The sequence below is a fragment of the Polynucleobacter sp. P1-05-14 genome (assembly GCF_018881675.1).
Taxonomy (GTDB): Bacteria; Pseudomonadota; Gammaproteobacteria; order Burkholderiales; family Burkholderiaceae; genus Polynucleobacter.
Window position 1 is genome coordinate 28,663 of sequence record NZ_JACVPV010000002.1, and the last position, 26,355, is coordinate 55,017.

Annotated in this window: 27 protein-coding genes; 18 read left to right on the forward strand and 9 right to left on the reverse strand. The window is 45.1% G+C overall.

Annotated features, from left to right (window positions below; genetic code table 11):
• Position 1: 1 nt before the first annotated feature.
• The gene (locus ICN37_RS02105; RefSeq protein ID WP_370623808.1) at positions 2 to 763 is read right to left on the reverse strand and encodes an SDR family oxidoreductase; all 762 of its coding nucleotides are present in this window, start codon (positions 761 to 763) and stop codon (positions 2 to 4) included.
• A 114-nt stretch (positions 764 to 877) separates the two neighbouring features.
• On the opposite strand from ICN37_RS02105, the gene ICN37_RS02110 reads away from it, so the two are divergent.
• The 5 genes from ICN37_RS02110 to ICN37_RS02130 are packed head-to-tail and all read left to right on the forward strand — an operon-like array spanning position 878 to position 5,650.
• Positions 878 to 2,179: a TAXI family TRAP transporter solute-binding subunit gene (locus ICN37_RS02110; protein ID WP_216154518.1), complete on the forward strand. Its 1,302-nt coding sequence runs from the start codon at positions 878 to 880 to the stop codon at positions 2,177 to 2,179.
• A 13-nt stretch (positions 2,180 to 2,192) separates the two neighbouring features.
• Positions 2,193 to 3,158 (forward strand): tripartite tricarboxylate transporter substrate binding protein, encoded by a 966-nt coding sequence (locus ICN37_RS02115; protein WP_216154519.1) that lies wholly within the window; start codon positions 2,193 to 2,195, stop codon positions 3,156 to 3,158.
• A gap of 32 nt (positions 3,159 to 3,190) precedes the next feature.
• Positions 3,191 to 3,946 (forward strand): 2OG-Fe dioxygenase family protein, encoded by a 756-nt coding sequence (locus ICN37_RS02120; RefSeq protein ID WP_216154520.1) that lies wholly within the window; start codon positions 3,191 to 3,193, stop codon positions 3,944 to 3,946.
• Positions 3,947 to 3,959: 13 nt separating this feature from the next.
• Positions 3,960 to 5,327, forward strand: coding sequence for an acyclic terpene utilization AtuA family protein (locus tag ICN37_RS02125; RefSeq protein WP_216154521.1), 1,368 nt, complete (start codon positions 3,960 to 3,962; stop codon positions 5,325 to 5,327).
• Complete coding sequence (locus tag ICN37_RS02130; RefSeq protein ID WP_216154522.1) at positions 5,327 to 5,650, forward strand: hypothetical protein; 324 nt, start codon at positions 5,327 to 5,329, stop codon at positions 5,648 to 5,650. Before ICN37_RS02125 ends, ICN37_RS02130 begins: the two co-directional genes overlap by 1 nt.
• 16 nt (positions 5,651 to 5,666) lie before the next feature.
• Here ICN37_RS02130 and ICN37_RS02135 read toward each other — a convergent pair whose 3' ends face one another.
• Positions 5,667 to 6,650 carry a tripartite tricarboxylate transporter substrate binding protein gene (locus ICN37_RS02135; protein WP_216154523.1) on the reverse strand — a complete coding sequence of 328 codons (984 nt, stop codon included), beginning with the start codon at positions 6,648 to 6,650 and terminating at the stop codon, positions 5,667 to 5,669.
• 83 nt (positions 6,651 to 6,733) lie between these two features.
• On the opposite strand from ICN37_RS02135, the gene ICN37_RS02140 reads away from it, so the two are divergent.
• The 10 genes from ICN37_RS02140 (at position 6,734) to ICN37_RS02185 (ending at position 15,963) form a co-directional block, all read left to right on the forward strand.
• Positions 6,734 to 7,969 (forward strand): MFS transporter, encoded by a 1,236-nt coding sequence (locus tag ICN37_RS02140; RefSeq protein WP_216154524.1) that lies wholly within the window; start codon positions 6,734 to 6,736, stop codon positions 7,967 to 7,969.
• Positions 7,966 to 10,422: a heavy metal translocating P-type ATPase gene (locus tag ICN37_RS02145; RefSeq protein WP_255538448.1), complete on the forward strand. Its 2,457-nt coding sequence runs from the start codon at positions 7,966 to 7,968 to the stop codon at positions 10,420 to 10,422. Before ICN37_RS02140 ends, ICN37_RS02145 begins: the two co-directional genes overlap by 4 nt.
• A gap of 9 nt (positions 10,423 to 10,431) precedes the next feature.
• A complete protein-coding gene (ccoS, locus tag ICN37_RS02150) occupies positions 10,432 to 10,587 on the forward strand; it encodes a cbb3-type cytochrome oxidase assembly protein CcoS (RefSeq protein WP_215320656.1) in 156 nt (51 codons plus the stop codon).
• Positions 10,588 to 10,777: 190 nt separating this feature from the next.
• Entirely contained in the window at positions 10,778 to 12,217 is a 1,440-nt protein-coding gene (gene ccoN, locus ICN37_RS02155) for a cytochrome-c oxidase, cbb3-type subunit I (RefSeq protein ID WP_215320654.1), read from the forward strand.
• Positions 12,218 to 12,229: 12 nt separating this feature from the next.
• Positions 12,230 to 12,880: a cytochrome-c oxidase, cbb3-type subunit II gene (gene ccoO, locus ICN37_RS02160; RefSeq protein ID WP_216154525.1), complete on the forward strand. Its 651-nt coding sequence runs from the start codon at positions 12,230 to 12,232 to the stop codon at positions 12,878 to 12,880.
• 35 nt (positions 12,881 to 12,915) lie between these two features.
• Positions 12,916 to 13,083 (forward strand): cbb3-type cytochrome c oxidase subunit 3, encoded by a 168-nt coding sequence (locus ICN37_RS02165; RefSeq protein WP_216860878.1) that lies wholly within the window; start codon positions 12,916 to 12,918, stop codon positions 13,081 to 13,083.
• On the forward strand, positions 13,080 to 14,006 hold the full coding sequence (ccoP, locus tag ICN37_RS02170) for a cytochrome-c oxidase, cbb3-type subunit III (RefSeq protein WP_216154526.1): 927 nt from the start codon (positions 13,080 to 13,082) through the stop codon (positions 14,004 to 14,006). The genes ICN37_RS02165 and ccoP overlap by 4 nt, the downstream gene beginning before the upstream one ends.
• Positions 14,007 to 14,018: 12 nt before the next feature.
• Positions 14,019 to 15,476: a cytochrome c oxidase accessory protein CcoG gene (gene ccoG, locus ICN37_RS02175; protein WP_370623806.1), complete on the forward strand. Its 1,458-nt coding sequence runs from the start codon at positions 14,019 to 14,021 to the stop codon at positions 15,474 to 15,476.
• Positions 15,477 to 15,502: 26 nt separating this feature from the next.
• The gene (locus ICN37_RS02180) at positions 15,503 to 15,706 is read left to right on the forward strand and encodes a FixH family protein (RefSeq protein ID WP_215320648.1); all 204 of its coding nucleotides are present in this window, start codon (positions 15,503 to 15,505) and stop codon (positions 15,704 to 15,706) included.
• Entirely contained in the window at positions 15,703 to 15,963 is a 261-nt protein-coding gene (locus tag ICN37_RS02185) for a hypothetical protein (protein WP_215320646.1), read from the forward strand. The genes ICN37_RS02180 and ICN37_RS02185 overlap by 4 nt, the downstream gene beginning before the upstream one ends.
• On the opposite strand, the gene fnr is transcribed toward ICN37_RS02185, so the two are convergent.
• On the reverse strand, positions 15,960 to 16,730 hold the full coding sequence (fnr, locus tag ICN37_RS02190; protein WP_215320643.1) for a fumarate/nitrate reduction transcriptional regulator Fnr: 771 nt from the start codon (positions 16,728 to 16,730) through the stop codon (positions 15,960 to 15,962). The genes ICN37_RS02185 and fnr overlap by 4 nt on opposite strands.
• A 76-nt stretch (positions 16,731 to 16,806) precedes the next feature.
• On the opposite strand from fnr, the gene ICN37_RS02195 reads away from it, so the two are divergent.
• Positions 16,807 to 17,526, forward strand: a complete 720-nt coding sequence (locus ICN37_RS02195) for a sulfite exporter TauE/SafE family protein (protein ID WP_216154527.1) — start codon at positions 16,807 to 16,809, stop codon at positions 17,524 to 17,526.
• A 7-nt stretch (positions 17,527 to 17,533) separates the two neighbouring features.
• On the opposite strand, the gene ICN37_RS02200 is transcribed toward ICN37_RS02195, so the two are convergent.
• Together ICN37_RS02200 and ICN37_RS02205 are read right to left on the reverse strand one after the other, a co-directional pair.
• Complete coding sequence (locus ICN37_RS02200; protein WP_216154528.1) at positions 17,534 to 19,159, reverse strand: SulP family inorganic anion transporter; 1,626 nt, start codon at positions 19,157 to 19,159, stop codon at positions 17,534 to 17,536.
• 20 nt (positions 19,160 to 19,179) lie between these two features.
• A complete protein-coding gene (locus ICN37_RS02205; protein ID WP_215320637.1) occupies positions 19,180 to 19,581 on the reverse strand; it encodes a DUF2177 family protein in 402 nt (133 codons plus the stop codon).
• An 86-nt stretch (positions 19,582 to 19,667) separates the two neighbouring features.
• Between ICN37_RS02205 and ICN37_RS02210 the strand changes: the two genes are divergently transcribed.
• Positions 19,668 to 20,108: a universal stress protein gene (locus ICN37_RS02210; RefSeq protein WP_215320635.1), complete on the forward strand. Its 441-nt coding sequence runs from the start codon at positions 19,668 to 19,670 to the stop codon at positions 20,106 to 20,108.
• A 69-nt stretch (positions 20,109 to 20,177) separates the two neighbouring features.
• On the opposite strand, the gene ICN37_RS02215 is transcribed toward ICN37_RS02210, so the two are convergent.
• Positions 20,178 to 21,629 (reverse strand): M23 family metallopeptidase, encoded by a 1,452-nt coding sequence (locus ICN37_RS02215; protein WP_370623807.1) that lies wholly within the window; start codon positions 21,627 to 21,629, stop codon positions 20,178 to 20,180.
• Positions 21,630 to 21,694: 65 nt separating this feature from the next.
• Complete coding sequence (locus ICN37_RS02220; RefSeq protein ID WP_216154529.1) at positions 21,695 to 21,892, reverse strand: hypothetical protein; 198 nt, start codon at positions 21,890 to 21,892, stop codon at positions 21,695 to 21,697.
• 161 nt (positions 21,893 to 22,053) lie between these two features.
• On the opposite strand from ICN37_RS02220, the gene ICN37_RS02225 reads away from it, so the two are divergent.
• A complete protein-coding gene (locus ICN37_RS02225) occupies positions 22,054 to 23,187 on the forward strand; it encodes a mandelate racemase/muconate lactonizing enzyme family protein (protein WP_215320631.1) in 1,134 nt (377 codons plus the stop codon).
• Between the two features lie 86 nt (positions 23,188 to 23,273).
• Here ICN37_RS02225 and ICN37_RS02230 read toward each other — a convergent pair whose 3' ends face one another.
• On the reverse strand, positions 23,274 to 25,286 hold the full coding sequence (locus tag ICN37_RS02230; RefSeq protein WP_216154530.1) for a TRAP transporter fused permease subunit: 2,013 nt from the start codon (positions 25,284 to 25,286) through the stop codon (positions 23,274 to 23,276).
• Between the two features lie 98 nt (positions 25,287 to 25,384).
• Positions 25,385 to 26,335 (reverse strand): TAXI family TRAP transporter solute-binding subunit, encoded by a 951-nt coding sequence (locus ICN37_RS02235; protein WP_216154531.1) that lies wholly within the window; start codon positions 26,333 to 26,335, stop codon positions 25,385 to 25,387.
• Between the last annotated feature and the right edge of the window lie 20 nt (positions 26,336 to 26,355).

The window sequence follows — 26,355 nt, forward strand, 5'->3', positions numbered from 1 at the left end:
TTTAGCCTCTACCCACAAATGGCATATTGGTTGCCATAATCGTCATCGATAGAATATTACTTTCTAGTGGCAGTTGAGCCATGTGCAGCACTGCCTCGCCAACATGATTAACATCCATACGTGGCTCTACCTTAATGGATTGATCTGCCTGCATGATTCCAGCAGCCATACGCTCAGTCATTTCTGTGGCGGCATTGCCGATATCGATTTGACCGCATGCGATATTAAAAGGGCGTCCATCTAATGCAATGGTTTTGGTTAAGCCGCTGATGGCATGTTTAGTTGCCGTGTAGGGTGCTGACATTGGACGAGGTGCATGTGCAGAGATCGAACCGTTATTAATAATTCTGCCACCTTGTGGAGATTGCGCTTTCATCATACGAATCGCTTCCTGTGAACACAAGAACGCACCACAGAGGTTGGCATTCACTACATTCATCCATTGCTCATAACTCAGGTCCTCCATTGGTATGGCAGGGGCTCCCATACCAGCGTTATTGAAGAGCACATCAATGCGACCAAATTTATTGCTAAGTGCTGTAAATAGCTTTTTGACTTCATCGGGTTTGCCGACATCGCAAGCAACCGCTATACAGTTACTTTGATTACCACCAATATCAGTAATAGCCTTTTCTAATTTATCTAGATTGCGTCCAGTAAGGACCACTTGATAGCCTCCCTTGAGGAGGGCTTTGGCAGCTGCCCGCCCAATACCAGTTCCTGCACCGGTGACTAGGGCTACCTTGGTTTTTGCTGAATTCATCATGTTCTTTGAGGCTGCTTAAAAGTATCATCTTATCGTGATTTATTAGGCTTGATTTGAAACCTTTGCCTATTGCTTTGCTCGGGGCATAATGCAAAAAACAAAGAGATTTCCATGAATTTCATCAAAAGACAAATTTATAACCCCTTGGCCCTAACAGCAGTCTTTTTTGTCCTGTTAACCATCCTTTTTGGCGTATTGTGGGTTTTAGTCCCGCCACCACCAAAGTCAATCGAGATGGCTACAGGTTTTCCTACTGGCCTGTATTACCATTTTGGCGAACGCCTTAAAACAGAAATAGCCAAAGAGGGTGTTGATCTAAATATTCGATCCACGGGCGGAACTTTAGGTAACTTAGCTCTTTTGAATGACCCTAATTCTGGGGTTGATTTTGCAATGGTGCAGGGTGGTGTTGCTAATGTTCCCGAATATCCAAATTTGGTTTCGATAGCCGGAATGTTTTACGAGCCAATTTGGGTTTGGTATCGTGAGGGCGCATTTAAAAATGATGGCGGCCAACTCAAGATTTTAAGTCAGCTAAAAGGTAAGCGCGTCTCTATTGGTAATGATGGGAGTGGTACTTTAGCACTCACTCAGAATTTGTTGCAGACTAGCGGCATTACAGATAAAGAAATTGGCGCGCAGAAATTAAACCCTGATGAAGCAATCGTTAAGTTAAATAATGGCGAATTAGATGCAGTATTTATTGTGGCAGCTGCAGAGGCGCCCATCCTGAAAAAGTTTTACGCTATCCCTGGCATTCGCTTGATGGATTTTGACCAGGCAGATGCATACACCAGAAATCTTAGCTATTTATCCAAGGTCACCGTACCCAGAGGTTTATTGAGTATTGAGCATGATCAACCTCATCAGGATATCCAGGTGATGGCAGCTACTGCTACCTTGGTAGCCCATGACAATGTAAGTCCGGCCATGGTCTCACTCTTATTAAGTGCTTCTTACGATATTTTGAAATCCTATTCACGATTACAAAAGGTAGGCGAGTTTCCCTCTGGCGCTGGATTGGATTTCCCATTGCATGCGGATGCTGAGATTTACTTAAAGGATGGTCCTTCATTCTTACATCGTCACTTGCCATTTTGGACTGCAGTATGGGCTGGACGTTTCGTCAAAATTGTCATTCCATTGCTAGTCATTTTGATTCCATTATTTACTTACATTCCAACTACCAAAAATTTCTTATTGCGACTGAAGTTAGCGCAGGTATATGAAGAGCTTAAGGCGATCGAGAGAAATGCTCAAGATCCCGCTTTAAAAGAAAAGAATTTCAAAGATCTCGAGGATATCGAGAGGCGCGTTGGAAATATCAAAGTATCCATGTTGGATGCCAAGGAGTTGTATGACCTCAAAGGGCATGTGGGTGAAGTGCGGCACCGCCTAAATTTGGTTAATTAAAAGGGATCTGTAAATGAGCAGGCTAATTCAACATCTATTTTTAGCTTTAGGCTTGCTTGTCTCTATTGGGGTGCAGGCGCAAGCCTACCCAAGCAAGCCTATATCCATGGTAGTTCCTCAGGCGGCAGGTGGTACCAACGACATTGTGGCGCGTCTAATTGCGCCATCATTTGGTGAGGCTATTGGCGCATCGATTGTTGTTGAAAATAGACCTGGTGCCGGCGGCAATATTGGCACCCAAGGTGTTGCACGCTCAAATAAGGATGGCTATACCTTGCTGCTCACTATCAATAGCGCTCAAGCCATCAATCCCTCCCTATATAAAAATCCTGGTTTTGATCCTATAAACGATTTTGTTCCTTTGTATTACATTGGAGCAACGCCTTATGTACTGGTTTCTCCGCCGGGGTCTCCTTATAAAACATTGGCGGATGTTGTTGCTGCTGCTAAGAAGAGGCCTGGAGACTTGTCATATGCCTCAGCTGGTAATGGCACGATTAGTCACTTATTGGGTGCCATGCTCAATGCGAGCGCCGGTATTGAAATGCAACATATCCCTTATAAGGGGGTAGCACCAGCAATTAATGATGTATTGGGAGGGCAAGTGCCACTGGCATTTGCAAGCTTGCCATCTGCACTTAATTACATTAAAGCGGGGAAACTTCAAGCGATCGCGATTAGCTCTGCAAAACGTTCTAGTGCTGCACCAGAAATTCCGACGATTGCAGAAACTTACCCTGATTGTGTTGGTGAGGTATGGGTAGCAATCTTTGCTCCTGTTGGCGTCAGTGCAGACGTAATAAAGAAAGTACAAGCGGCAATGGAGAAGATCCTGGCTAAACCAGAGGTCCGCGAGAAGTTATCTGCACAAGGCTTGGATCTTGCGCCTGTCCCTACTAATAAGTTGAGCGCTTTATTAAAGGATGAGTTGGCTAAGTGGGCAAAAATTGTGAGAGCATCCGGGGCGCAGTTGGATTAACGTATTTTTGCTGCTTGACCTAAAATAGACCCATGACAATTACTGGCGTTGCGCCTACACTGACCCCCTTAAAGCAGATCGATCAAGCTTTGCGTGATGACGGCTTTGCGGTAGTGTCTGCTGAGACGGTCGCTGAATTTAGTAATGTAGATCTATCTAAGCTTCAAGATCTCACGAAGTATTGGGAAAAATTGCCCCGCGACCCTTATTTAAAAGATGGTGGGCGCTATCGCTTCCGTCGTCATGCTAGTTATCAGATTAAGGGCGATGAGCTCACACTAGTTCCGCATCGTGCACACTGGCAATCGCTGGACTATAACGCACTGCATGGTGGAATTGAACGCTGGTTTGAGCCTATTCAAGGTGTTTTGTTAAGTAATGCTGCTTGGCAATCCGTCTTGCTCGGGCTTGCACATATCTTGAATAGCCTAAAGTCTGTGAATACTTGGTTTGTTGAAGCGCATCAATTTCGGATTGATACTACTGATGGTATCGGACGTCCAACACCTGAAGGCGCCCATCGCGATGGAGTTGATTATGTAGCAGTCTTCTTATTGGGTCGAGAGGGTATTAAGGGTGGCGAGACCAGAATATTTGATACCTCTGGCTCCGCAGGATTGCGTTTTACCTTGACACAACCTTGGTCTTTATTGTTAATGAATGATCAGCGCATGATTCATGAATCAACACCAATTCAGCCGTTAGCAAAATACGGCTATCGAGATACCTTGGTTCTCACTTACCGTTCTAATGGCTTCCAAGATTCTCCGAATCGAAGTCAGCAATAAGCCTTTTTAAAACGTGACTGGAATCTACCGTATTGCTTGTGCTGCTGGATTTTCTGGTGACCGCACGGATGTTGCCAGACCCTTGGTTGATGAACTTTTAAAGCAAGGCGGTGCTGGCTGTCTTATTTTTGAAAGTCTCGCCGAAAGGACTTTGGCGCTTGCACAGCTAGAGCGACATCAGAATTCTGAGATGGGCTATGAGCCCTTGTTGTCTGAAATGCTAGAGCCGGTTTTAACTGATTGTGTAAAAGCGGGCATTCCTATCATTGGTAATTTTGGCGCTGCCAATCCTGAGGGGGCGGCAAAACTAATCTCAGCTATTGCAAAACAACAAGGACTGCCAAATCTTCGGATTGCGATTGTGAAAGGCGATGATATTTCAGGAGCAGAGTATCGTTCTGAGATAGAAAAATTACTCTCACCAGAGGATCATGAGATTTTTTTACAAAGTGAGTTAGTTAGTGCAAACGTCTACTTGGGGGCGAGAGAAATTGCTAACTCTCTGGTTGCGGGAGCACAAGTGGTGGTCACTGGTAGAGTTTCTGATCCATCTCTAACGGTAGGTCCTTTAATGGCGCACTTTAAAAAAGATTGGAATGATTGGGCTTTTTTGGGGTCTGCCACGATGGCAGGACACCTTTTGGAGTGCGGCGCTCAAGTGACGGGCGGTTATTTTGCAGATCCCGGGATTAAAGAGGTTCCTGGTTTGGCTAATGTTGGTTTTCCGATTGTGGAGTTTGATGCGCAAGGCAGAATTTGTGTGACCAAACCATCCTTAACTGGTGGCCTGGTAAATCGTATGACGGTCACTGAACAACTGTTATATGAACTTCATGATCCCTCACAGTATTTAACTCCAGATGTTGTTGCTGATATTACTCAAGCTCAGATACAGGATTTAGGTGAGGATAGGGTTACGATCACCGGAATTCAGGGCCATCCTAAACCTGAGACTCTAAAAGCAAACTTGTGCATTGATGGCGGCTGGTTAGCTGAAGCAGAAATTTCATATGCTGGTTTTAATGCATATGAGCGTGCTCAATTAGCCGGTCAGATTATGCGAGAGAGGTTGAGTGGTTTAAATTTACGCATTGATTTCATTGGATCATCTAGTGTGTTTTCCAGTGATTCTGGTGAGGGCCCGCAATTTAAATCTCAAAAGGGCTTTGAGGATATCCGTATGCGTGTTTCAGCCGCACACATTGCGCGAGATCAGGCTCTGAAAGTTTGCAGGGAGGTTACCGCTCTTTATACGTGCGGTCCTGCAGGCGGGGGAGGGGTGCGTACCAGTCTTAAACCCCGCTTAAATACCTTGGTTTGCTATGTTCCCCGAGAATTAGTTCATGCGTCTTATGAATTTTACGAGGGAGTAAAGATGTAATGGCTAAAACTATCTCTCTTTACAAGCTTGCCCATGCAAGAACCGGCGATAAAGGTAATCGATCTAATATTAGTGTGATTGTGTATCGTCAAGAAGACTTTTCTCTGCTTCAAAAAGAGTTAACTGAAGAAAAAGTAAAGGCCCATTTTGGATTTCGGAATCCCAGCGCAGTAAAGCGTTATGAGCTACCTAACTTAAAAGCTTTTAATTTTGTGATTGATGACGTCTTGGATGGTGGAGTCAATCTATCATTGAACTTAGATTCCCATGGCAAGAGCCTTTCATATTGGCTCTTAGCTATGGAAATCAATATTGACCGATAGTATTGATTATCAGCAATTACTCAGGCTCCATTCCGGCTTCTTTAATAGCTTTGGCCCATTTAACAGTTTCTAGTTTAATTTTCTGACCAAGAGCTTCTGGTGTGCCAGGTTGAGTTTCAAAGCCCATAGCGGAGAAGCGCTCTACCAATTCTTTTGATTTAGCAGCATCATTGATAGCCTTGTTAAGTTTGAGTACCACCTCTTTTGGCATGCCTGCGGGGCCAAAGGCCGCAAAGAACGCAATTAACTCATACCCTTTTATTCCAAGCGCCTCATTGACAGTTGGTAATTCAGGGATAGCTGGAGAGCGTTTGAGAGAGGTCACCGCTAGACCACGAATTTTTCCAGCTTGCACCTGAGGCAAAGTTACTGCAAAGTCAGCGGTAAACATATTTACTTGACCACCAATTAAATCGGTCATGGCATTGGGGCCGCTCTTGTAAGATACCCCAGTCATTTTCATGCCCGCAACGCTCGCCAACATTTCTGAAGAAACACGTTGCGATGTGCTCGCATATGCAAATGTCATTTTCCCGGTGTCTACTTTTGCAAGAGCAACAAAGCCATTTAGTGATTTTGCGGGTACATCATTATTAATGGCAACAATGAGTGGCACTGATCCAAAGTAGCCAATAGGTGTAAAAGCGGTATCTTGGTTATAGGGAAGATTCTTTACCAAGCTTTTAAGAGCGGCATTTGTACTATTAGTCCCAAAGAGCAGGGTATATCCGTCTGCAGGTGATTTCGCCACCAAGTCTGCACCAATTAGTCCGTTGGCCCCAGGTCGATTTTCAATGACTACAGGCTGTCCTAAGGATTCAGCCATCTTGGCGGCAAATGCTCGACCAATTTGGTCTGTTGCACTTCCTGGGGCAAAAGGAACAATTGCTTTAATGGGTTTGGATGGATAGTTATCGGCCATAGCTATAGAACTTATAAGCCCTATAAAAAGGCTTGCGCCGATCCAGACCAGTTTACTGGACAAGGTTTTGTATTTCATTTCGTCTCCTTCTTTTTTACTAGTGTAACGGGTCTATTTGGTTCTGGGCGAGTAGAATGAGTTCACGTTTCTACTGACTAACTATGCGCTTTCGTTCAGCTGGCTATACCCCTCTTATGCTTCTAGCGCAAACCTGTGCTTTATTAGGTTTTGCTTGCTACGCTGTCGTGTTAACGACTTTGCAAGAGGAGTGGCATCTCAGTAATTTGCAGTCGGGCCTGATTGCGAGTGCTTTCTTCTTTGGTTACATGCTTGCCGTTCCTTTAGCAACGGCTTTAACAGATCGGGTGGACGCGCGTAAGGTCTATTTAATAGGCGGTCTCACAGCAAGCTGTGGTCTTTTAGGCATGGGTTTGTTCGCTTATAACTTTTGGACGGCTCTACTTTTTATGGCTCTAAATGGCGCTGGTCTTGCTGGTACCTATATGCCTGGCCTGAAAATTTTGTCTGATCGCATCCAGTCTGGTGAGTTAACGCGGCACATCGCGTTCTATACCGCTTTCTTTGGCATTGGCACTGGATTTTCGTATTTGTGTTCTGGCTGGATTCTAAGTGGGCTTGGCTGGCGCTATGTATTTGGTTTAATTGCATTGGGCCCGTTCAGCGCATTCCTGATTGTCTTATTGCTTATTCCAGCGCTTCAGCATGAGAAATGGCAAGGACCAATCAATATTCGTCTGCACGATATCTTTCCGGTGGATAAATGGAAGTTGGTTTTGCAGGACAAAAATGCTGCAGGATTTATTTTCGGTTACACCGCTCACACTCTAGAGCTCTTTGCCTCAAGAAGCTGGATTGTTGCCTTCTTTGCTTTTTGTGCAGTTGCTTCTGGCGAAGATTTTTTCCTAACGGCTACGACTTTAGCTGGAGTGATTAATTTCTTTGGCGTGCCATCTTCCATATTGGGTAATGAAATTGCTTTGAGAGTAGGGCGTCAGAAATGGGTATGCATTGTGATGCTGACTAGTGCGGTATTAGGGATTGCATTCGCTTGCTCAACTGGCCAGTCGTGGTGGTTGATTGTTGCTCTGGCTATTGGGCATGCCATATTCATCATGGCAGATTCCTCAACGCTCACTGCGGGCTTGGTAATTAGTGCACAAGAAAATATCAAGGGCGCTGCAATGGGCCTGCACTCATTGATGGGGTTTGGTGGCGGCCTATTGGGGCCTGCCATTTTTGGTTTCGTCTTGGATATTTCTGGTTCTCGTACTTCACAAGTTGCCTGGATATGGGCATACGTTGCCGTAGTCATGTGGGGCGTTCTGTTTGTGATTTACGAACGACGTAGAGGCTGGGGCGGCTCAGTGCACGCATGAGTAATCAAATAAATGAGCAGATGAACAAAAAGAATGCTTTAGTTTGCTATCACTGTTCAAGCCAGATTCTCCCAGGGGAATTAACTGAGGCGGAACTGGGTGGTGAGACGCGTCCATTCTGTTGTCCAGGTTGCATGGCAATCGCGCAAACAATTCATGGAGAAGGCTTAGAGGTTTTTTATGCCAGGCGCTCTCAGTCGGGTGATAAGCCGGCGGCTTATCTTGCAAGCAATGAGATTCCAGAAAAACTCAAACCTTATGATGATCCTTCGTTACGAGGTCGTTTCACCCGCACATCTGGAGGGGAGGGTGATCTTGAAACCACTCTGCGCTTAGAAAAAATTCGATGTGCAGCTTGTGTTTGGCTGTGCGAGCAACATTTGCGTCGTAATGCAGGCGTTAAGGATGTGCAAATCAATTATGTTACTCAAAAGGTAATGGTGCGTTTTTCTCCAGATAAAACGAGCTTAGCAAGATTACTTTTTGAAATTGAGCGCATTGGTTATGAGGCTTGGCCATTTGAGCCCTCCCAATCATTAGATCGTGCTAAAAAGGAAAGACGCCACCTGCTTTTGCGACTAGGTGTAGCAATGCTGGGCATGATGCAAGTCATGATGTATGCCTGGCCTACGTATGTCGGCGCTGATATCACTCCGGAATTTGAGATTCTTTTAGGTTGGACTAGCTGGTTATTGACTGTCCCTGTGATGGTCTACTCAGCAGGACCTATATTCCAGTCTGCTTGGCGAAGTGTTCGGTCTTTTAAGCAAACGCATATGTTGGGAATGGATGTTCCTATCGCTTTGGCTTTGGCTTTGGCATTTACTGCGGGCACCATTAATTTAGTTGCCGGTGTTGGGCACACATATTTTGATTCCATCACCATGTTTGTAGCATTTATCTTGGCGGCCAGATATGTGGAGCTATTAGCAAGACAAGATGCGCAAGGTGGAGCAGAGGCCTTAGCTAAACAACTGCCTGCAACATGTGAACGGGCATTGAGCTACCCGGCATCACAAGAAATTGAAGTGGTTCCCGTGGTTAATTGCAATCCTGGAGAAGTATTACGAGTTTCCCCGGGGGAGGTGGTGCCTGCTGACGGTGTCTTGATTGAAAATGTGAGCGCCTTAGACGAGTCTTTGCTCACGGGCGAATCTAAGCCAGTTGAGAAAAAGATTGGTGACCGTGTGTACGCTGGCACTCATAATATTCTCAATCCATTGCTCATGCGAATTGAGGCAGTGGGGCAATCAACCCGCATAGCAGGTATTGCTTCCTTACTGGATCAAGCATTGCTAGCTAAACCAGTCATGGTGAGTCTGGCTGAAAAGTGGACTGCTTATTTTGTTGCCTTCCTACTATTTGGTGCGTTTGCTTCGTCGGCTATCTGGCTTTACTTCGACCCTAGTCGTGCATGGACGGTTTTAGTTTCCGTTCTAGTAGCCAGTTGTCCCTGTGCTTTATCGCTAGCAGTGCCAACTGCTATGGCAGCAGCTCAGGGCGCTGTAACTAAATTGGGTTTGCTAATTGTGCGTGGCCATGTAATGGAAGGTTTAGTAAAAGCAACTGACTTAGTGTTAGATAAAACCGGCACGCTAACGATGGGTCAGCCAGAGTTGCAAGAGATCACTAATTTGCGTACGGGCTATCGACGTGAAGATGCGTTAGCCTTAGCTACGGCATTAGAGGCGGGGCAAAGACATCCGTTGGCGCTTTCTTTGATACGTGCTAGCACCTCTGAAAATCTATCTTTACCTATATTGAGTGAGCCAGTGATTAATCAACTGGGAAAAGGTTTAAGTTCGGGCGAGTATCGCTTGGGAAGTCCATTGTGGCTGGGGTTAGAGCAGAGTGCGCAATTAGGGCAATACGGTCAGGTTCATTTAGCGGATGCGCAAGGATTGATAGCTAGCTTTGTATTTTTGGACACGCCTAGAGCAGGGTTAGAGCAATTCCTAAAAGTAGTGAAGTCTAGAAAGATTGCAGTGCATTTAGTGTCTGGTGATGATCGCGCCACGGTTGCATGGTGGGCTCAGCATGTTGGTATCGAGCACTATCAAGGCGGCTGTACGCCTGAAGATAAGTATGACTACATCGAAAGATTACAAAAAGAAGGTTGTTTTGTATGGGCTATTGGGGATGGTGTGAACGATGCGCCTTTGCTTGCCCGTGCAGATATCTCTATTGCGGTTGGTGCTGGCGCACCATTAGCTGCTGCTGGAGCCGATGCAATTCTGACGGCCAGCTCTTTGGAGTCATTAGCAAAAACTTTGTTGCTAGCTGATAAAACTCACATGATCATTAAAGAAAATTTATGGTGGGCCTTAGCTTACAACTTGCTCGCTATACCTGCTGCAATGATGGGTTTGGTAAATCCCTGGGTTGCCGGGATCGGAATGTCACTTTCTTCGTTAGCCGTGACTTTAAATGCCTGGCGTTTACGAAAGGCTTAGACTATAGAGATGGAAAGCCTATTTCTTCTCATTCCCGTTTCTTTGGTTTTAATTGGCCTTTTGGTCTGGATTTTGAACTGGTCCATAAAAAATGGTCAATTTGACGATTTAGACGGTCCCGGTGAGGCGATTTTGATGGATGATGACACCCCAAAATCCAAATAAGTTAGTAAACACTCTCAAAAATAGCTATATATCTAAATAACTCAAGAAATCTAGGGTTTCCCTTAGAGGTTCAATCTGAATTTGTCCCACCCTTTTTGATATAGATCAAATCCCCCTTAGAGCTCTACTTTGATAATCAATCCAGTCTATTTGGATTATGTCGCTGTTTGGTCACAAAAAAGGAGAAACCATGGGACTTACCGTGGGGAGTAATCAAGATACCTTCAATTACAAGGTTGTCAGCCAATTTGCCATCGTTACTGTGCTTTGGGGAATTGTTGGCATGCTTGTGGGAGTTATCCTCGCAGCCCAGTTGATCTGGCCTGAAATCACTTTTAATATTCCTTGGCTGAGCTATGGTCGCTTGCGTCCTTTGCACACTAATGCAGTGATTTTTGCTTTTGGTGGATCAGCTTTATTCGCAACATCCTATTACATCGTTCAGCGTACATGTCAGGCGCGTTTGTTTTGTGACAAGCTAGCAGCCTTTACCTTCTGGGGTTGGCAGGCAGTTATTGTGCTGGCTGCAGTGACATTGCCATTGGGCATATCAACCTCAAAAGAATACGCTGAGCTTGAGTGGCCGATTGATATTTTGATCACTGTAGTTTGGGTAGCTTACGCAGTTGTTTTCTTTGGCACCATCATGAAGCGCAAAACGAAACATATTTACGTTTCGAACTGGTTCTTCGGTGCATATATTCTGACTATTGCCATTCTGCATATCTTTAATAACTTAGAGATGCCTGCAACATTATGGAAGTCCTATTCCGCATATGCTGGGGTACAAGACGCGATGGTTCAGTGGTGGTATGGTCACAATGCAGTAGGCTTCTTCTTGACTACTAGCTTCTTGGGCATGATGTATTACTTCATTCCAAAGCAGGCTGAGCGTCCAATCTATTCATATCGTTTGTCGATTGTTCACTTCTGGGCTTTGAACTTTACGTATATGTGGGCAGGCCCTCACCACTTGCAACACACTTCTTTGCCCGACTGGACTCAGTCGCTCGGTACTGTGTTCTCTTTAATTTTGCTAGCTCCTTCTTGGGGCGGCATGATCAACGGCATCATGACATTGTCTGGCGCTTGGTATAAATTGCGTCGTGATCCAATCTTAAAATTCTTGGTAGTAGCATTGTCCTTCTACGGTATGTCTACTTTTGAAGGCTCCATGATGTCCATCAAGACAGTGAACAGTTTGTCTCACTACACAGACTGGACTATTGGACACGTGCACTCTGGAGCTTTAGGTTGGGTAGCCATGATTACTATTGGTTCTCTCTACTATCTAATTCCACGCTTGGTTGGGCAAAAAGAAATGTACAACACCAAGTGGATTGAGTTGCATTTCTGGATCGCCACTATTGGTGTTGTTCTTTATATTGCTGCAATGTGGATTGCCGGTGTTATGCAAGGTTTGATGTGGAGAGCATTTGAACCAGATGGCACGTTGACATACAGCTTTGTCGAGTCTGTTAAAGCGACTTTCCCTTTCTATGTCATTCGTTTGATGGGCGGCTTGTGCTATCTAAGCGGCATGTTCTTGATGGCGTATAACGTCTTCAAAACAGTGCAGGGTAAAACTTTTGTAAATGCGCCTATTCCAATGGCCGTTGCTGAACACTAAAAGGAGAAGAAAATGTCTAGCGAAAATAAATTCTTTTCCCATGGAACGCTTGAGAAAAACGTTGGTTGGTTAATTGTTGCAACGATCGTGGTGGTATCGATTGCAGGGTTGGTGCAAATTGTTCCACTCTTTTTCCAGCACACTACGACTGAGCCTAGCCCTGGCGTTGTTCCATACACAGCTTTACGTTTAGCTGGCCGCGATATCTATCAACGTGAAGGTTGTGTTGGTTGCCATTCACAACAGATACGGACTTTGCGTTCTGAAGTCGAGCGCTACGGCCCTTACTCTTTGGCTGGCGAGTCTGTATATGACCATCCATTTCTATGGGGCAGTAAGCGTACAGGCCCAGATTTAGCTCGTGTAGGAGGACGCTATTCAGATGCTTGGCATCAGATCCACTTAAATAACCCACGCGATGTGGTGCCGGAGTCAAATATGCCTGCTTATCCATGGCTCGGAAAAAATGCGGCAGATGCAAGCTCTATTCAGTCACATATGGTTGCCATGCGTCGTTTAGGCGTTCCATACACTGATGAAATGATTGCAAATGCACCTGCAGAGTTAGAGGGTAAGACGGAGTTGGATGCATTAGTTGCATACCTGCAAGGATTAGGCATTACGCGTCGCTATATTACTGTTGAAGAAGTTGTGGCGAAGTAATCAACAAGGTTATTAATTAAAACTACTTAAATCAAATGGAACAGATCACTCCCTACCTCTCGGCATTTTCTACAGTAATAGGCCTTGTCTTTTTTGTAGGAATTGTTTTGTGGGCTTGGTCTCCCGGTCGCAAAAAAGCAAATCGGGAATCAGCAGAGCTTCCATTTGATCTTCCGGATGAATTTAGTAAGGACAAATCATGAGTGACTTTTTTAGCAGCGGTTGGAGTGCTTACATCGCCTTAGTTGCATTAGTTGGAATTTTCTGGTGTATCTGGCTTTTGTTCTCCCAAAGGAAAGCTAAGGTTGTGCATACGGCCGATGGTGCGGTTGCTGATACGGGTCACGTATGGGATGGCGATCTGCGTGAGTTAAACAATCCATTGCCACGTTGGTGGATGTGGATGTTCTTGCTCTCTTGTATCTTCGGATTGGTTTATTTGGTTTTATTCCCCGGTCTTGGATCGTTTCCTGGAGTGTTGGGCTATAGCACTGATGGATCGCTAATGCAATCTATGACTAATGCTAATGATGAGCTTAGGCCTGTTTATGCGAAATACGTCAAGATGGACATTGAGCAAGTAGCGGTCGATCCTAAAGCCCGTGAAATGGGTCAACGCCTCTTCTTAAATTCTTGTGCACAGTGTCATGGCTCTGATGCTGGTGGTGCAAAAGGCTTCCCTAATTTGACTGATGGTGACTGGCTCTATGGGGGTTCACCAGAAAATATCAAAGCATCCATTACCTATGGTCGTGGCGGTGTAATGCCTCCATTCCCACAGTTGGATAGCAATCAAATTGTGGATGTTGCTAACTATGTACGTAGCCTTTCTGGTCTGTCTGCAGATGATGCTAAAGCAGCTCGTGGCGCACAAGTATTCGCTGCAAATTGTGTAGCCTGTCATGGTCCTGATGCCAAAGGAAATATTGCTATTGGCGCACCAAATTTAACTGATAAAACTTGGTTATATGGCGGTTCAGAAGCGACGATTATTGAAACGGTAACTAAGGGACGTATGGCAATGATGCCTGCTCAAGACAAGGTATTGAGTCCTGAGAAGATCCAGGTGTTAACAGCTTATGTCTGGGGTTTATCTAACAGTAAACAACCGGCAACAGCTAAATAAGATTAGTAATTAGTGCCATATATTCCGCCGGGTGGGAAACCTGTTCCGATAGAAGTTATTGAGGAGTCTCTTTACGAGGTCCGGCGAAAGATTTATCCGCGTTCAGTGTCTGGGCTCTTTGCCCGCTGGCGCCTCATTCTGGTATTTGCTACTCAGCTGCTCTTTTATGGCTTGCCATGGGTTAGTTGGAATGGCCGTCAAGCAGTTCTTTTTGATTTAATTCAGCGTAAGTTTTACATCTTTGGCCTCGTGTTATGGCCACAAGACGTGATTTATCTTACCCTGTTATTGATTCTTTCCGCGCTCGCTTTATTTCTGTTTACTGCAGTTGCCGGGCGTCTTTTTTGTGGATATGCCTGTCCGCAGACTGTCTATACCGAAATCTTTATGTGGATCGAGCGCAAGGTTGAGGGAGACCGTTTTGCGCGGATTCGATTAGATGGCGAAGAGTGGCCTTGGGGTTTCCGTAAATGGCGCTTAAAGATTACGAAGCATTTCCTCTGGTTATTGATTGCATTCTGGACAGGCTTTACTTTTATTGGGTATTTCACCCCAATTAGCACCTTAGGTTCTGCATTAATTCACCTGTCTTTGGGCCCATGGCAGACTTTCTGGTTGTGCTTCTATAGCTTTGCAACCTGGGGTAATGCAGGGTTTATGCGTGAGCAGGTTTGTAAATATATGTGCCCATATGCACGCTTCCAAAGTGTGATGGTGGATAAAGATACATTCTTAGTTACATACGACAAAGTGCGTGGTGAACCCAGGGGTAGCCGCAGTAAATCTGCAGATCAAGCTTCTCTAGGTTTAGGTGATTGTGTTGACTGCAGTATTTGTGTTCAAGTTTGCCCTACTGGCATTGATATTCGTGATGGCTTGCAATATATGTGTATTGGTTGCGGTGCCTGTATTGATGCATGCGATCAAGTGATGGAGAAGGTAGATTATCCAAAAGGACTCATTCGCTATACGACTGAGCGTGCCATTGAGGATAAAGAGTCCAATCAAAGTGCGATTCGTCATATTTTGCGCCCGCGCGTATTGATCTACACCGCTTTTATTACTGTGCTTACAGCCGCTTTTCTAGTTTCTCTCGCCACCCGAAACCCATTAAGGGTTGATGTGATGCGTGATCGTGGAGCGTTGGCGCGCGAGGTCGAGGGTGTAAGGATTGAAAATATTTATCGCATTCAAATCATGAATGCATCAGAAAATAATATGAATGTGCAGGTGAAGGCGCTTGGTTTGGATGGGTTGAAAGTGCTTAATTCACAAGGGCAGATTGTTACCGAGATTGAGGTTGGGCCAGCTAGCAATCTTTTAATGCCGATCAAGGTGAGCGCCGATGTTGGAGCGAATGAGGCTGGTAACTACCCAATTCATTTTGATGTAGTTGCCCATGAGATGTCAGGTAACGAGTTAATTACGAGAACTCGCGAAGAGAAATCTACTTTTATTATTCCCCGTTAAGCTAGAAGGCAATGGAGAGGATGGATATGACAGAGCAACAAACTACTAAACCCTGGTTCAAGCAACTATGGCCATGGCTTTTAATTAGCGGACCAGCTGTCGCCATGATTGGCTGCGCTATTACTATTTACTTAGCTGTAAATCTATATGCAGATAAGCCATTGCGTGATGGCGTTGTGAAACAGGGCTTAAAAGTTGAACAGATTAAAGATACGCAGGCAACAAAATGAAGTACCGCCTACTAATCTGGATTTTGTGGCCCTCATTTTTGGTGGCCGGTATGGCAGAGGGCTTGTTATTTACTGTGATCCACCCACAAGACCTTTTATTTTTTGGTTATCACCCAGATATTTCTGATGAGGGCATCTATACCATTGGATTTTTTGTGATCTGGACCTTCTGTGCGGCGTCCAGCGCGTTGACTGCTTATATTCTGCCTGGGATTGAGTCTCCCGATAGCAAGGAAATCGACCGCGGCTTAATTTAAGCCTGTTTGATTGGAATTTCAGGGCTTGCGCAGCCGTGGCGATCTGGGTTTGGAATTCCTGCTAGTTCGTAAAGCCCATTCATATCGATGAGTTTGATGTGGCGTTGTTTAATTTGAATGAGGCCCGACTCTGCAAAGCGTGAAAGCATGCGACTAACGGTTTCAATCTGAATCCCAAGATAGCTGCCAATATCATTGCGGCTCATACGTAAGTCAAATTCATTATTTAAATAGCCGCGTGCAGCAAGACGTTGCGAGAGGCTCAATAAAAAGGCTGCCAATCTTTCTTCTGCACGCATCGTGCCAAGTGACAGTAGGTGACGCTGATCTTGAGTCAGCTCACGACTCATTATTTTGTGGAACTGATTTTGCAATACAGGGATCTGCCGAGCCAAATCTTCAAAAGCATCGTAACGAATAATGCAGACTTCACTTTCTTCAAGTGCAATCGCATCAGACTGATAATGTCCTTCACCAATGCCATCAAGACCTAGAATTTCACCGGGCAGATGAAAGCCAATCACTTGTTGTCGACCGTCTTGCAGGCAGAACTCTGTTTTAAGAGTGCCAAAGCGCACGCTATATACAGAACTGAGTGGGTCGCCGTGACGATAAAGGCTTTCACCTTTTTGAAGATGAACACGCTCTTTAACTAAGGTATCAATCTGGGAAACTTCGTTACTATTTAATCCAACCGGAAGGCAAAACTGACCCAGTACGCATACAGAGCATTTGCTGGTTGGGCTATCGGTAGGTTTGTAGTTCATATTAGGGCTGATCTATGGGATCAGTTTATTCTATAAGCATGAAGATTATGGCTTTTACCTATTTTCTGTTGATTTCATGCTGACAACTAGCTTACTCGTTGCGGTCTTTCTGGGCGCTCTTGTGAGTGGCTGGCACTGTGCTCTGATGTGCGGTGGGATAGCAGCTGCCATAGAGCGGCCCAAAGCCCTGGAGACCCCTCTCAGACCAAAATCTGAGCTTTTTTACCTCCAATTAATCATGCATTTGGGGCGCGTCACAACTTATGTCTTATTGGGCGCTCTTGCCGCGTCAGTAGGGGTGGTTGTTTGGCAGCAAAACCTCATTCCAATCCAGCGCCCCTTATTTGCTTTAACCTCCCTGATCTTAATTCTGATGGGTATACGTCTACTCAGAATAAGCAAGTCAGAAGGTCTACTTGGCGGCAAATGGTTAAGTACAAAAATTGCAGCTTATTGGGCTAAATACTTGGGTGCTATGGCTAGCGGCCCTTCGCGTTGGTTTAGCGGCATGCTATGGGGTTTGGTGCCCTGTGGATTGGTCTATAGCGTTTTACCACTCGCCTTTTTATCTGGTGATGTAGCAACTGGTGCCGCACTGATGTTGGCATTTGGTTTGGGTACATTGCCTAACCTATTACTGATCTCTAAATTTTCAGCGGTACTGACTCAGTTTGGGCAATATCTATGGGTGAGGTATTTGGCTGCTGCACTTCTATTGATTGCAGGCGGCTTTGGTATGTATCGTGCCTGGGTATTGCCAGAAGCCTTATTAAAAGGTGGCTTCTGTATTTCTTAAGTTGCTCTTAAGCTGTTGCTGCTTCTATGCCGGCGCTCAGATCTGGATAGAAAGAAGCTTGCGGTAGCGTCGATAGAAATTCACTGCGCTCTGCCATCTCTAATGGTTGATGCGCTAAGCCGCAAATAATTAATCGAATATTACGAATCTTGCACAGATGTGCCAGCTCCATAATCGTATCCATGCCTGAAGTATCAATGTAGATGACGTTCTTTAGATCTAACAAGAGGGTTTGTGAGGGTAAATTCGCCTCAATCTTTTCGAGGAGTTTTACTGCCCCAAAAAAGATGGCACCATGAATTCGATAAGCATCGATTCGACCTTGTTGATTATTCAATCCTGGGTAATCACTAGCTAGAGCAGGCTCGCAACGCGATAGGCTGGAGATTCGGTAAATGAAGGTTATAAAGGCGAGCAGCAAACCTACCTCTACAGCAATCGTGAGATCCAGTACAACAGTGAGAATAAAGACACTTAAGATGGTGATTCGATACGGTAAGCGGAATTGCTTGAGACCAATAAACTTCTGCCAATCCCCCATATTCCAGGCCACATACATCAAGATTGCCGCAAGACTAGCTAGGGGAATGTTCTTGGCAAGGGGCGCTGCAAACAAAACGATGATTAGTAAAGTTGTCGCATGTACGATTCCGGCGATAGGCGTAGAGCCGCCACTCTCTATGTTGGTTACTGTGCGGGCAATCGTACCGGTCGCTGGCATGCCACCAAAAAATGGAATAGTGAAATTAGCAATGCCCTGAGCTACTAGCTCTTGATTTGACTCATGGCGATCATGAATGAGGCCATCGGCAATGCGCGCGCATAGCAAGGATTCAATAGCACCCAATAGGGCAAGTGTTAAGGCTGGTGCCACCATGTATTGAGCGCTATCCCAGCTTATCGGAATCCATTCAAAAGCAGGGAGCCCTGAAGGGATACCGCCAAAGCGACTACCAATCGTATCTACTGGTAAATTAAAAATACTGGTAACGATCGTTGCCACCACCATTGCTACCACTGTGCCAGGAAGGTGGGAGAGCCATCCTAAGCGATCCTGAAATATCTTCCATAAAATGAGTAAGGCAAGACTCCCACAAGCTAAACCAAGCGCAATGGGGTTAAAGGTGTCCGCTGCTAAGTAGAGCGCATGCACTGATTGAAAAAATTGAGCCGGCATTTTTTCGATTTGAAGTCCGAAAAAATCTTTGACTTGCGATAGTCCAATCAAAAAGGCAATGCCATTGGTAAAGCCCACAATGACTGCAATCGGAATAAAGCGCACTAGCGTTCCAAGACGAAATACTCCCATCAAAAATAAAAATACTCCTGACATGGCGGTTGCTAGTAATAAATTGGGAACGCCATAGCGCTCCACAATGCCGTAAACAATGACGATGAAGGCTCCGGCCGGTCCGCCAATTTGAACGCGGCTACCTCCAAGTAAGGAGATGAGCCCGCCAGCAATAATGGCAGTGAAAATGCCTGCTTGGGGTTTAAGTCCGCTGGCAATTGCAAAAGCCATGGCCAATGGGAGTGCAACAATCCCAACTGTTAATCCAGCAAAAACATCCTTGGTGAAAAGGGCGCGGCTATAGCCAGAAAATGAGTCAAAAAGTCGGGGGCGAAAAAACATAAGATGAATGTTTAAATGGCCTAAGAGATACGGTTGCCAACCCAGTAAGCAAAACTCGCACACAAGGCGGTAACAAAACTGCCCCATGCAATATCAATGAAAGCCAATTGTGTTGGAAAGTTTCTAACCACCGCCAGATTGGTGAGGTCGTAGGTCATATAACAAAATAGACCAAACAAAGCGCCATATTGCAGTGCATATATCCAGGACTGTTTTGATAGCGCCGGAACAATTACAAAAATGCAGACGCCTAATGCATAAAGCAGGTAGAACGCAAGCCCAGCTATAAGCTTGGGTTCGCTGGCCATTAAGTCACCCATCTCATTGCGATAGAGATTCTTTGCGATACCCAAAAGCCATACCAAATCGATTGCAATAAGGGCGATTAAAAATGAGAGGTAAATGGCAAAATTCTTGAGCAATTAAGTTACCTTTATTCTTTTATGGACTAATAATAAGTATTATGATGGAAAGAGCAAATGAGTAGTTCAATTTAAAGGGAGTCAACATGTTTAAGCATTTATTGGTGCCAGTAGACGGTTCAGATGTCAGCAAAAAATCTTTAAAGAAAGTCGCCGCACTTGCTAAGGCAGATGGCGCTGCAATTACGTTGGTATATGTTTCTGATCCTACGCCTCCGATGGTTTATTCAGATAGCACCATGGGTTATGGAATTTCGAAGAAACAGCACACAGAAGCTTGTGCAGCTTATGCGCAGGATGTGTTTAAGAGGTCGACAACCGCACTGGGAGCTGGCGCTAAGGTGAAAAGTCTTCACATTGAAAATAGCAACCTATCTGAAGGTATTTTGGCTGGCGCAAAAAAAGCGAAAGTGGATGTGATTGTGATGGCGTCTCATAAGCGTACAGGCATCAAAGGGATCCTGTTAGGTAGCGAGACTCATGAAGTCATTGTGCATTCCACATTGCCAGTATTAGTTCTGGGTTAATTTGCTTAGCCTCAAGTTAAAAGGGTCCAATTGGACCCTTTTTTATTGCAGCAGCATTCTTGAATGTATTTAGTTGCGCTTAATAGGGCTACCTAGTAGAAGCATCTCTCTAGTCAGTTGCCCGCTTTCGTTATCACGCATAGACCATAAATCAAGTTGTGTTTTGGAGCCATAAGGATCTACATAAACCCCATTTTTTCTTAATTCAAAATGAAGGTGTGGCCCCGTTGATCTCCCGGTTGTTCCTACGTAGCCAATTTCCAAGCCGCGCCGCACTTCGTTACCCAACTCAAGCTCTACGTTGTAACCACTCAAGTGTGCATAGTAGGTATGGTAATTGCCTGGATGCTCTAAAACAATTAAGTTTCCAAATGCACCGCTAAAGCCTATGTGCACTACTTTGCCATTGGCAACACTAAAAATGGGGGTGCCGATTGGGGCAGCATAGTCAATCCCCATGTGGGCACGATAGCGTTGCTTTGTTGCTGACGCTTGGGTTGGGACTGTTGACGCAGGATTCTTACTACGCTTACTCGAAGATGCTCTTACCATGCCAACTCCCCGAGAAATACGGCGATAGCTTAATGGGTTAGTCCAGAAGGAGCGCTCTAGTGATTCTCCGGTTCCGGTAAAGAAGCCTCCAGGAATATCATTGCGCTCCATCCAAAAAGCATTCGCATAAACGTCTTTGGTGGTGGGGTCAATAATTTCAGCAGCCCAAATTTGCGCCCATCTTTCTCGATCGCCAAAGTCAACAATCAAGCGCACAATGCTGTTTGTATTTTCGAGAGAATTATTTTCCTCAGGATAGATTTGCTTGATCAGGGAATTTAATTCCCAAACCAGCTCAACTGGCAATTGATCGCTTACTTTTCGAGTGTCATACAGAACATCCCTTAAAGGAATGCGAATCTCGGTTAAACGCTTGGACTCATCTTTAAGATAGTCTTGCTGAATTAAAAACCCACCAACAGCTGATGGTGTAAATGTCCATACTTCAGTTTTACTATCTTGGATTGGGCCATTCATGATGCTCAATGAGTCGAAACGATTACGACTTCCAAAGGCAACCGCGTAAGGGATGCAATCTCCACGCATGTGATCAAAAAATGTTTTAGTCTGATTTTTGAAGAATTCAGCGAACTGACGATTATCAATGCCTACGCTAGCTGGCAGGCTATCTTCATTAAAATTACGTCTTAGACATCCTTGGGCTACTCGATAGTCAAGGTTTGCATCGCTATCGAGCATCAATTCATCTGGGGCTTTTCGCTGAAATAGCGATGGGTTTAGGCTCATGCTATTGGTTTTTGAGCCGGTACCCGCTGATTTATCTTTGAAGCCAACCTGCCTACTGGTTTGAACGATAATTTTCTTGCGCGCTTGGGTTGTGCTTTGGGTTTGGCTACTTTGGGCTTGAGCTGCATAAGCCAAGCCCGGAGTTGAGCTAAGAAAGGCGCAGCCAGACAAAATGATTACCCCCTTAGTAAACAGGGACCCAAGAGATGCTTTTTTATTCACCCCTCAATTATCTAATAATGTGAGAGCATCTCTGAATAAATATGCTGTGCTGCAGCAAATCAGATTTAATCTTGATCTGGGGCTATTTTGAGAACTTCAAGGGCTACTTTCAGTCTTTGCTCATAATTTTTCTTTACAAGGGCCGCCTCATCGGCTGGCCAAGTTCTAAAACCAGCACCTTTAGCAATGTCAGTTTTGCCACTTTTAACTAAATTTGTTGCACAACTTGGCGGTTTGAGAATGTTGGAGAGTGAATATATCAACTTTGCAGCAAATCTAATTCACAAGATACCTGTTCGGATATCAACAACTCGGCTCATTTTCGCCATGTGTATTTGTAGTGGAGTGGGCTAATTAATCATTGTTCGTGCCCCTACTAGCAAATTAAATTCTCGATACAATCAATTTTTATTAAGGAGTTTAGATGCCGATTATTGAATCCATCCAAGTTGCCTCTGTTGCAGTGCCTTTGGATAAAGTTACTTCATTTTCCACTCGTACTGTTTCCGAGCGTCACTATTGCCTGGTAAAAGTTCGTGGCATGGATGGTAATGAGGGTATCGGCTTTTGTTATGTCGGTAGTGCCGGCGGAGATATTGCCAAACTTGCCGTTGAGCAATTGCTAGCGCCAAAACTCATTGGCCAAAATAGTCACCGCAGTGAAGGTCTCTGGATGGAGATGTATAACGAATCTATTCTCCAAGGTCGTGCAGGTGCAGTAATGCGCGGCATCTCGATTTTGGATACGGCTTTGTGGGATTTAAATGCACGCTCAGTTGGTTTGCCTTTACATCAATACTTGGGTTCAGTGGTTGATGATCGGGTGCCAGCTTATGCTAGTGGTGGTTACTATCTTGAAGGTAAAACGCCTGCCAAGTTAGGCAAAGAAATGGAGTCTTACGTAAAGCAGGGCTTTAAGGCAGTCAAGATGAAGGTGGGGCGTTTATCACCATCGGAAGAGGAGGCGCGTGTAAAGGCGGCTCGCCAAGCGGTAGGTGACAATGTATTGCTCACTCTTGATGCGAATAATGCCTGGCGCGATCTACCTACGGCTCTCGAGTATGTGCGTCGCTTTGAAGCATACAACCCGTATTGGATTGAAGAACCTTTTTCTCCAGATGCGATTGATTTACATGCTGCCTTGGCGCGCCAAACCAAAATCAACGTTGCTACCGGTGAGATGGAGGCGGGACGCTGGCGTTTTAGAGAGTTGATTGATGCTGGTGGAGCTGCCATTCTGCAATCTGATGCGGCTGTCTGCGGAGGTATTACCGAGTGGAGAAGAATTTCTGCATACGCTGATTTGAAGGGTGTCATAGTTTGCCCGCACTGGATGCATGATTTGCATGCACCATTGGTGGCATCTACGCCTAATGCACGATTTGTCGAATTCTTCTTAGATGATCAGGTGCTGAACTTCCGAAGATTGATCAATAAGCAGCTGACATTTAAGAATGGGGACTTGATTTTGCATAAAACCTCTGGCCTGGGTTTCGAGTTCGATGAAGCTGCTGTCAAGAAATATGCAGGTAAAGCTGCCTGGACCAAGATCTCTTAAAATAAGCAACTACTGGAAATAATAAGGCCCGCTCAAGCGGGCCTTATTATTTTGAGGATGTGATCCGTCCGCCTATCAGGTGTACCTTAAGAAGATCTAGGATTAAGTTTGAAATGGGTAATCGTTTGAGTTACCAGTACCAAGCCAAATCCAACAAAGCCAACTAAGTCCGCCTCTGTGGAAGGGTAGGCAAGAGCAACCCCAGAGATCACCATGATGATTCGCTCAAAGATCTTGGTTTTCTCAATAAACCAACCTTGTAGTCCACCGGCTAGGCAGATGATTCCAACAACGGCCGTGAAAGAGACCCAAGCAATTTGCATCCAGTCCGCCTGCTCTAGAGCGCTGATTGATCCCATTAATAACAAGCTAACGCCTGACTTATCTAATACAAACATAAATGGAACCAGAATGGCTGGAGCAACATACTTCCAAGTTTGCAAAGTGGTCTTGTAGGGATTACCTTTGCAAATCGCAGCTGCAGCAAATGGCGAGAGTGCAGTCGGTGGCGATACTTCCGAAAGTACAGCGTAATAGAAGATAAACATGTGGGCTGCAAAAGCAGGCACGCCTAAATTAATCAAAGCAGGCGCTGCGATTACCGCACAAATAATGTAAGAGGCTGTTACTGGAACAGCAAGGCCAACCACCCAAACCACGAGAGCGGTAAAAATAGTTGTCAGCAAGAGCGAGCCACCTGCATACTGAATCACAATCGAGCTAAATTTCAGGCCAAGACCGGTTAAGGTAACAGTACCCACAATGAGACCGGCACCAGCACAGGTGGCAGCGATAGCTAAGACACCAGTTGAACCAGTTGCAAGCGCCTTGGTCAGATTGGAGTTGTACAGGCCAGAGAGAACGGGTTCTTTGCCTTTAAACCATGCCCATGGAATGATGGCGGTATCTTCACGCAACATGCTTGATAAAGCCGAAACTATTGTTGCCCAGAAAACGGACATCACGGGAGAGAAGCCCATCAACATAAACACCACAATCGAGATGAGCGAGAAGAAGTGAAACCAGTATTTCTTGGTGAGTTGCCAGGCTGTTTCAGCAGACTCAAAATGAATATTTTTCATGCCATATTTGCGTACATCAATTTCGACCATCACAAATAAGCCAAGATAAAAAAGGATAGTTGGAATGGTTGCCATCAGCAATACATCTAAATAGGAGATTTTGAGAAAATCTGCAATCAAGAATGCAGCTGCGCCCAGTACCGGAGGCGAGATAATGGCGCCAAGACCGCCTGCTGCCAAAAGGCCGCCAGCAGCATTTTTCTCGTAACCCACTTTGTCGAGCATGGGGGCTGCAACTGAGCCAACCGTAACAGTGGTAGCAACGCCCGATCCAGAGGGTCCTCCGAGCAAGAAGGAGGACATTACGATAGTTCTGCCAACCCCAGAAGATTTTCCGCCCATTGCTGCGAATGAGAAATCAATAAAGAACTTTCCTGCGCCAGTAAATTGCAAGAAAGCGCCGAAGATGGTGAAGAGAATAATGAGGGTTGCAGAAACATCAACGGCAGTGCCATAGATGCCTTCTAGAGTCATATACATGTAGCCTACTAGGCGATCAAGGTCATAACCTTTATGAGTCCAAGGGGCTGGCAAGTAGTTGCCAAACAATGCATAGAGTAGAAACAGGATAGTTACTGTAACCAAGATCATGCCATTGGTTCTTCGAACACTTTCTAAGATGAGGGCAATTAATGCAATGCCCACCATGACATCGGTAGAATTAGGCGCAGTATTGCGGTCCATAAAGTCATCGCCACCACTCAGAATGTAATACGCGATGGCTACCGAGATAAGTGCGCAGACAATATCCCAAGGCATGAGCCTGTTTTTAAAGCGAGCCGCAATGGGGAAACTTAGAAATACGAGAAATAAAACCAGAGCAACGTGAATGACCCGCAACTCTTGTGTTGGAACGATTGAATACGCGGCATATAAATGAAAGAGTGACATGCCTACTGCTACTAGGGTGATGAACTTCGCCAATAGTCCCTTGTAGTCATTGGAGTCCCCTTCCTCTTGCTTGATAAAGGCATCTAGTTTTTCTTGGGTTTCGTTGTCAATAACGTTTTGATTCATGTCTCAACCTCTGTAATTATTTTTATGTACTACTTTATTTTTTCACTACCGTAAAACGAAAGGGGTGAGATTGACTCACCCCCGATAAAAACATCAACTTAATTGAGTTTGACGTTCTTTTCTTTAAAGTACTTAAGTGCCCCTGGATGAAAATCAACAGGGGTTGATTTTGTTTTCTGGTTTTCTAGGCTGACGCTCATAAATTCTTGATGAGTGCGCACTAATTCCAATTTGTTATCAAAGATCGCCTTAACAATTTTATAGGCCTGATCGTCAGGCATATTGGCATTGACTACCAAAATATTGGCGACTGCTGCGACTTTATTGTCTCTAGCCATGCCGCTATAAGTAGGCTTTGGAATGGTAGTTACAAAGTAAAGGTTGCCATATTTTTTATTCATGGCCGCCACCTCTTCGCCAGTGTCGACCATCACAATCTTGGTTCCTGGCGTATTGGCTAAGTCGGTTACGGCTGCTGTTGGTAATCCACCCACCCAGAAGAATGCATCAATTTTGCGGTCTTTAATGGCGTTAACGGATTCGGCAACACTCAATCGCTCACGCTTAACATCCTTGTCTTTATCAATCCCCGCAGCTTCTAGTAGGCGAAATGCCATGACTTCCGTTGCGCTACCAGGAGCGCCAGTGCTAATGCGCTTACCTTTGAGGTCTTTCATGGACTTGATACCAGTAGAGTCCACTGTTACTACGTGCATGAGGTTTGGATAAAGAACTACTAGAGTGCGTAAGTCCACTTTTTTGCCAGCAAACTTACCTTCGCCAATCTGAGCATCTTTAGCGGCATCAGCCATGGAGAAACCAACGTATGGCTTACCAGTGCCAATGAGATTTAGGTTATCTACCGAGCCCCCGGTCACCTCTGCAGTAGCAGACATACCAGGAACTTTGCTTGACAGAACAGATGCAAGACCACCACCCATGGGGTAGTACACGCCACCTGTACCGCCAGTTGCGATGGAAATGTTTTGGGCGCTAACACTCGCGCAAAGAAGGCTAAGTGATAAGGCAATGATTTTGAGTAACTTCATTGTTGTCTCCTAATTAATTT

Bases quoted from the DNA above. Each gene is read 5' to 3' on its own strand.
- ICN37_RS02105 (WP_370623808.1), bottom strand. From the start codon at position 763: ATGAATTCAGCAAAAACCAAGGTAGCCCTAGTCACCGGTGCAGGAACT.
- ICN37_RS02110 (WP_216154518.1), top strand. From the start codon at position 878: ATGAATTTCATCAAAAGACAAATTTATAACCCCTTGGCCCTAACAGCA.
- ICN37_RS02115 (WP_216154519.1), top strand. From the start codon at position 2,193: ATGAGCAGGCTAATTCAACATCTATTTTTAGCTTTAGGCTTGCTTGTC.
- ICN37_RS02120 (WP_216154520.1), top strand. From the start codon at position 3,191: ATGACAATTACTGGCGTTGCGCCTACACTGACCCCCTTAAAGCAGATC.
- ICN37_RS02130 (WP_216154522.1), top strand. From the start codon at position 5,327: ATGGCTAAAACTATCTCTCTTTACAAGCTTGCCCATGCAAGAACCGGC.
- ICN37_RS02135 (WP_216154523.1), bottom strand. From the start codon at position 6,650: ATGAAATACAAAACCTTGTCCAGTAAACTGGTCTGGATCGGCGCAAGC.
- ICN37_RS02140 (WP_216154524.1), top strand. From the start codon at position 6,734: ATGCGCTTTCGTTCAGCTGGCTATACCCCTCTTATGCTTCTAGCGCAA.
- ICN37_RS02145 (WP_255538448.1), top strand. From the start codon at position 7,966: ATGAGTAATCAAATAAATGAGCAGATGAACAAAAAGAATGCTTTAGTT.
- ccoS (WP_215320656.1), top strand. From the start codon at position 10,432: ATGGAAAGCCTATTTCTTCTCATTCCCGTTTCTTTGGTTTTAATTGGC.
- ccoN (WP_215320654.1), top strand. From the start codon at position 10,778: ATGGGACTTACCGTGGGGAGTAATCAAGATACCTTCAATTACAAGGTT.
- ccoO (WP_216154525.1), top strand. From the start codon at position 12,230: ATGTCTAGCGAAAATAAATTCTTTTCCCATGGAACGCTTGAGAAAAAC.
- ICN37_RS02165 (WP_216860878.1), top strand. From the start codon at position 12,916: ATGGAACAGATCACTCCCTACCTCTCGGCATTTTCTACAGTAATAGGC.
- ccoP (WP_216154526.1), top strand. From the start codon at position 13,080: ATGAGTGACTTTTTTAGCAGCGGTTGGAGTGCTTACATCGCCTTAGTT.
- ICN37_RS02180 (WP_215320648.1), top strand. From the start codon at position 15,503: ATGACAGAGCAACAAACTACTAAACCCTGGTTCAAGCAACTATGGCCA.
- ICN37_RS02185 (WP_215320646.1), top strand. From the start codon at position 15,703: ATGAAGTACCGCCTACTAATCTGGATTTTGTGGCCCTCATTTTTGGTG.
- fnr (WP_215320643.1), bottom strand. From the start codon at position 16,730: ATGAACTACAAACCTACCGATAGCCCAACCAGCAAATGCTCTGTATGC.
- ICN37_RS02195 (WP_216154527.1), top strand. From the start codon at position 16,807: ATGCTGACAACTAGCTTACTCGTTGCGGTCTTTCTGGGCGCTCTTGTG.
- ICN37_RS02200 (WP_216154528.1), bottom strand. From the start codon at position 19,159: ATGTTTTTTCGCCCCCGACTTTTTGACTCATTTTCTGGCTATAGCCGC.
- ICN37_RS02210 (WP_215320635.1), top strand. From the start codon at position 19,668: ATGTTTAAGCATTTATTGGTGCCAGTAGACGGTTCAGATGTCAGCAAA.
- ICN37_RS02225 (WP_215320631.1), top strand. From the start codon at position 22,054: ATGCCGATTATTGAATCCATCCAAGTTGCCTCTGTTGCAGTGCCTTTG.
- ICN37_RS02230 (WP_216154530.1), bottom strand. From the start codon at position 25,286: ATGAATCAAAACGTTATTGACAACGAAACCCAAGAAAAACTAGATGCC.
- ICN37_RS02235 (WP_216154531.1), bottom strand. From the start codon at position 26,335: ATGAAGTTACTCAAAATCATTGCCTTATCACTTAGCCTTCTTTGCGCG.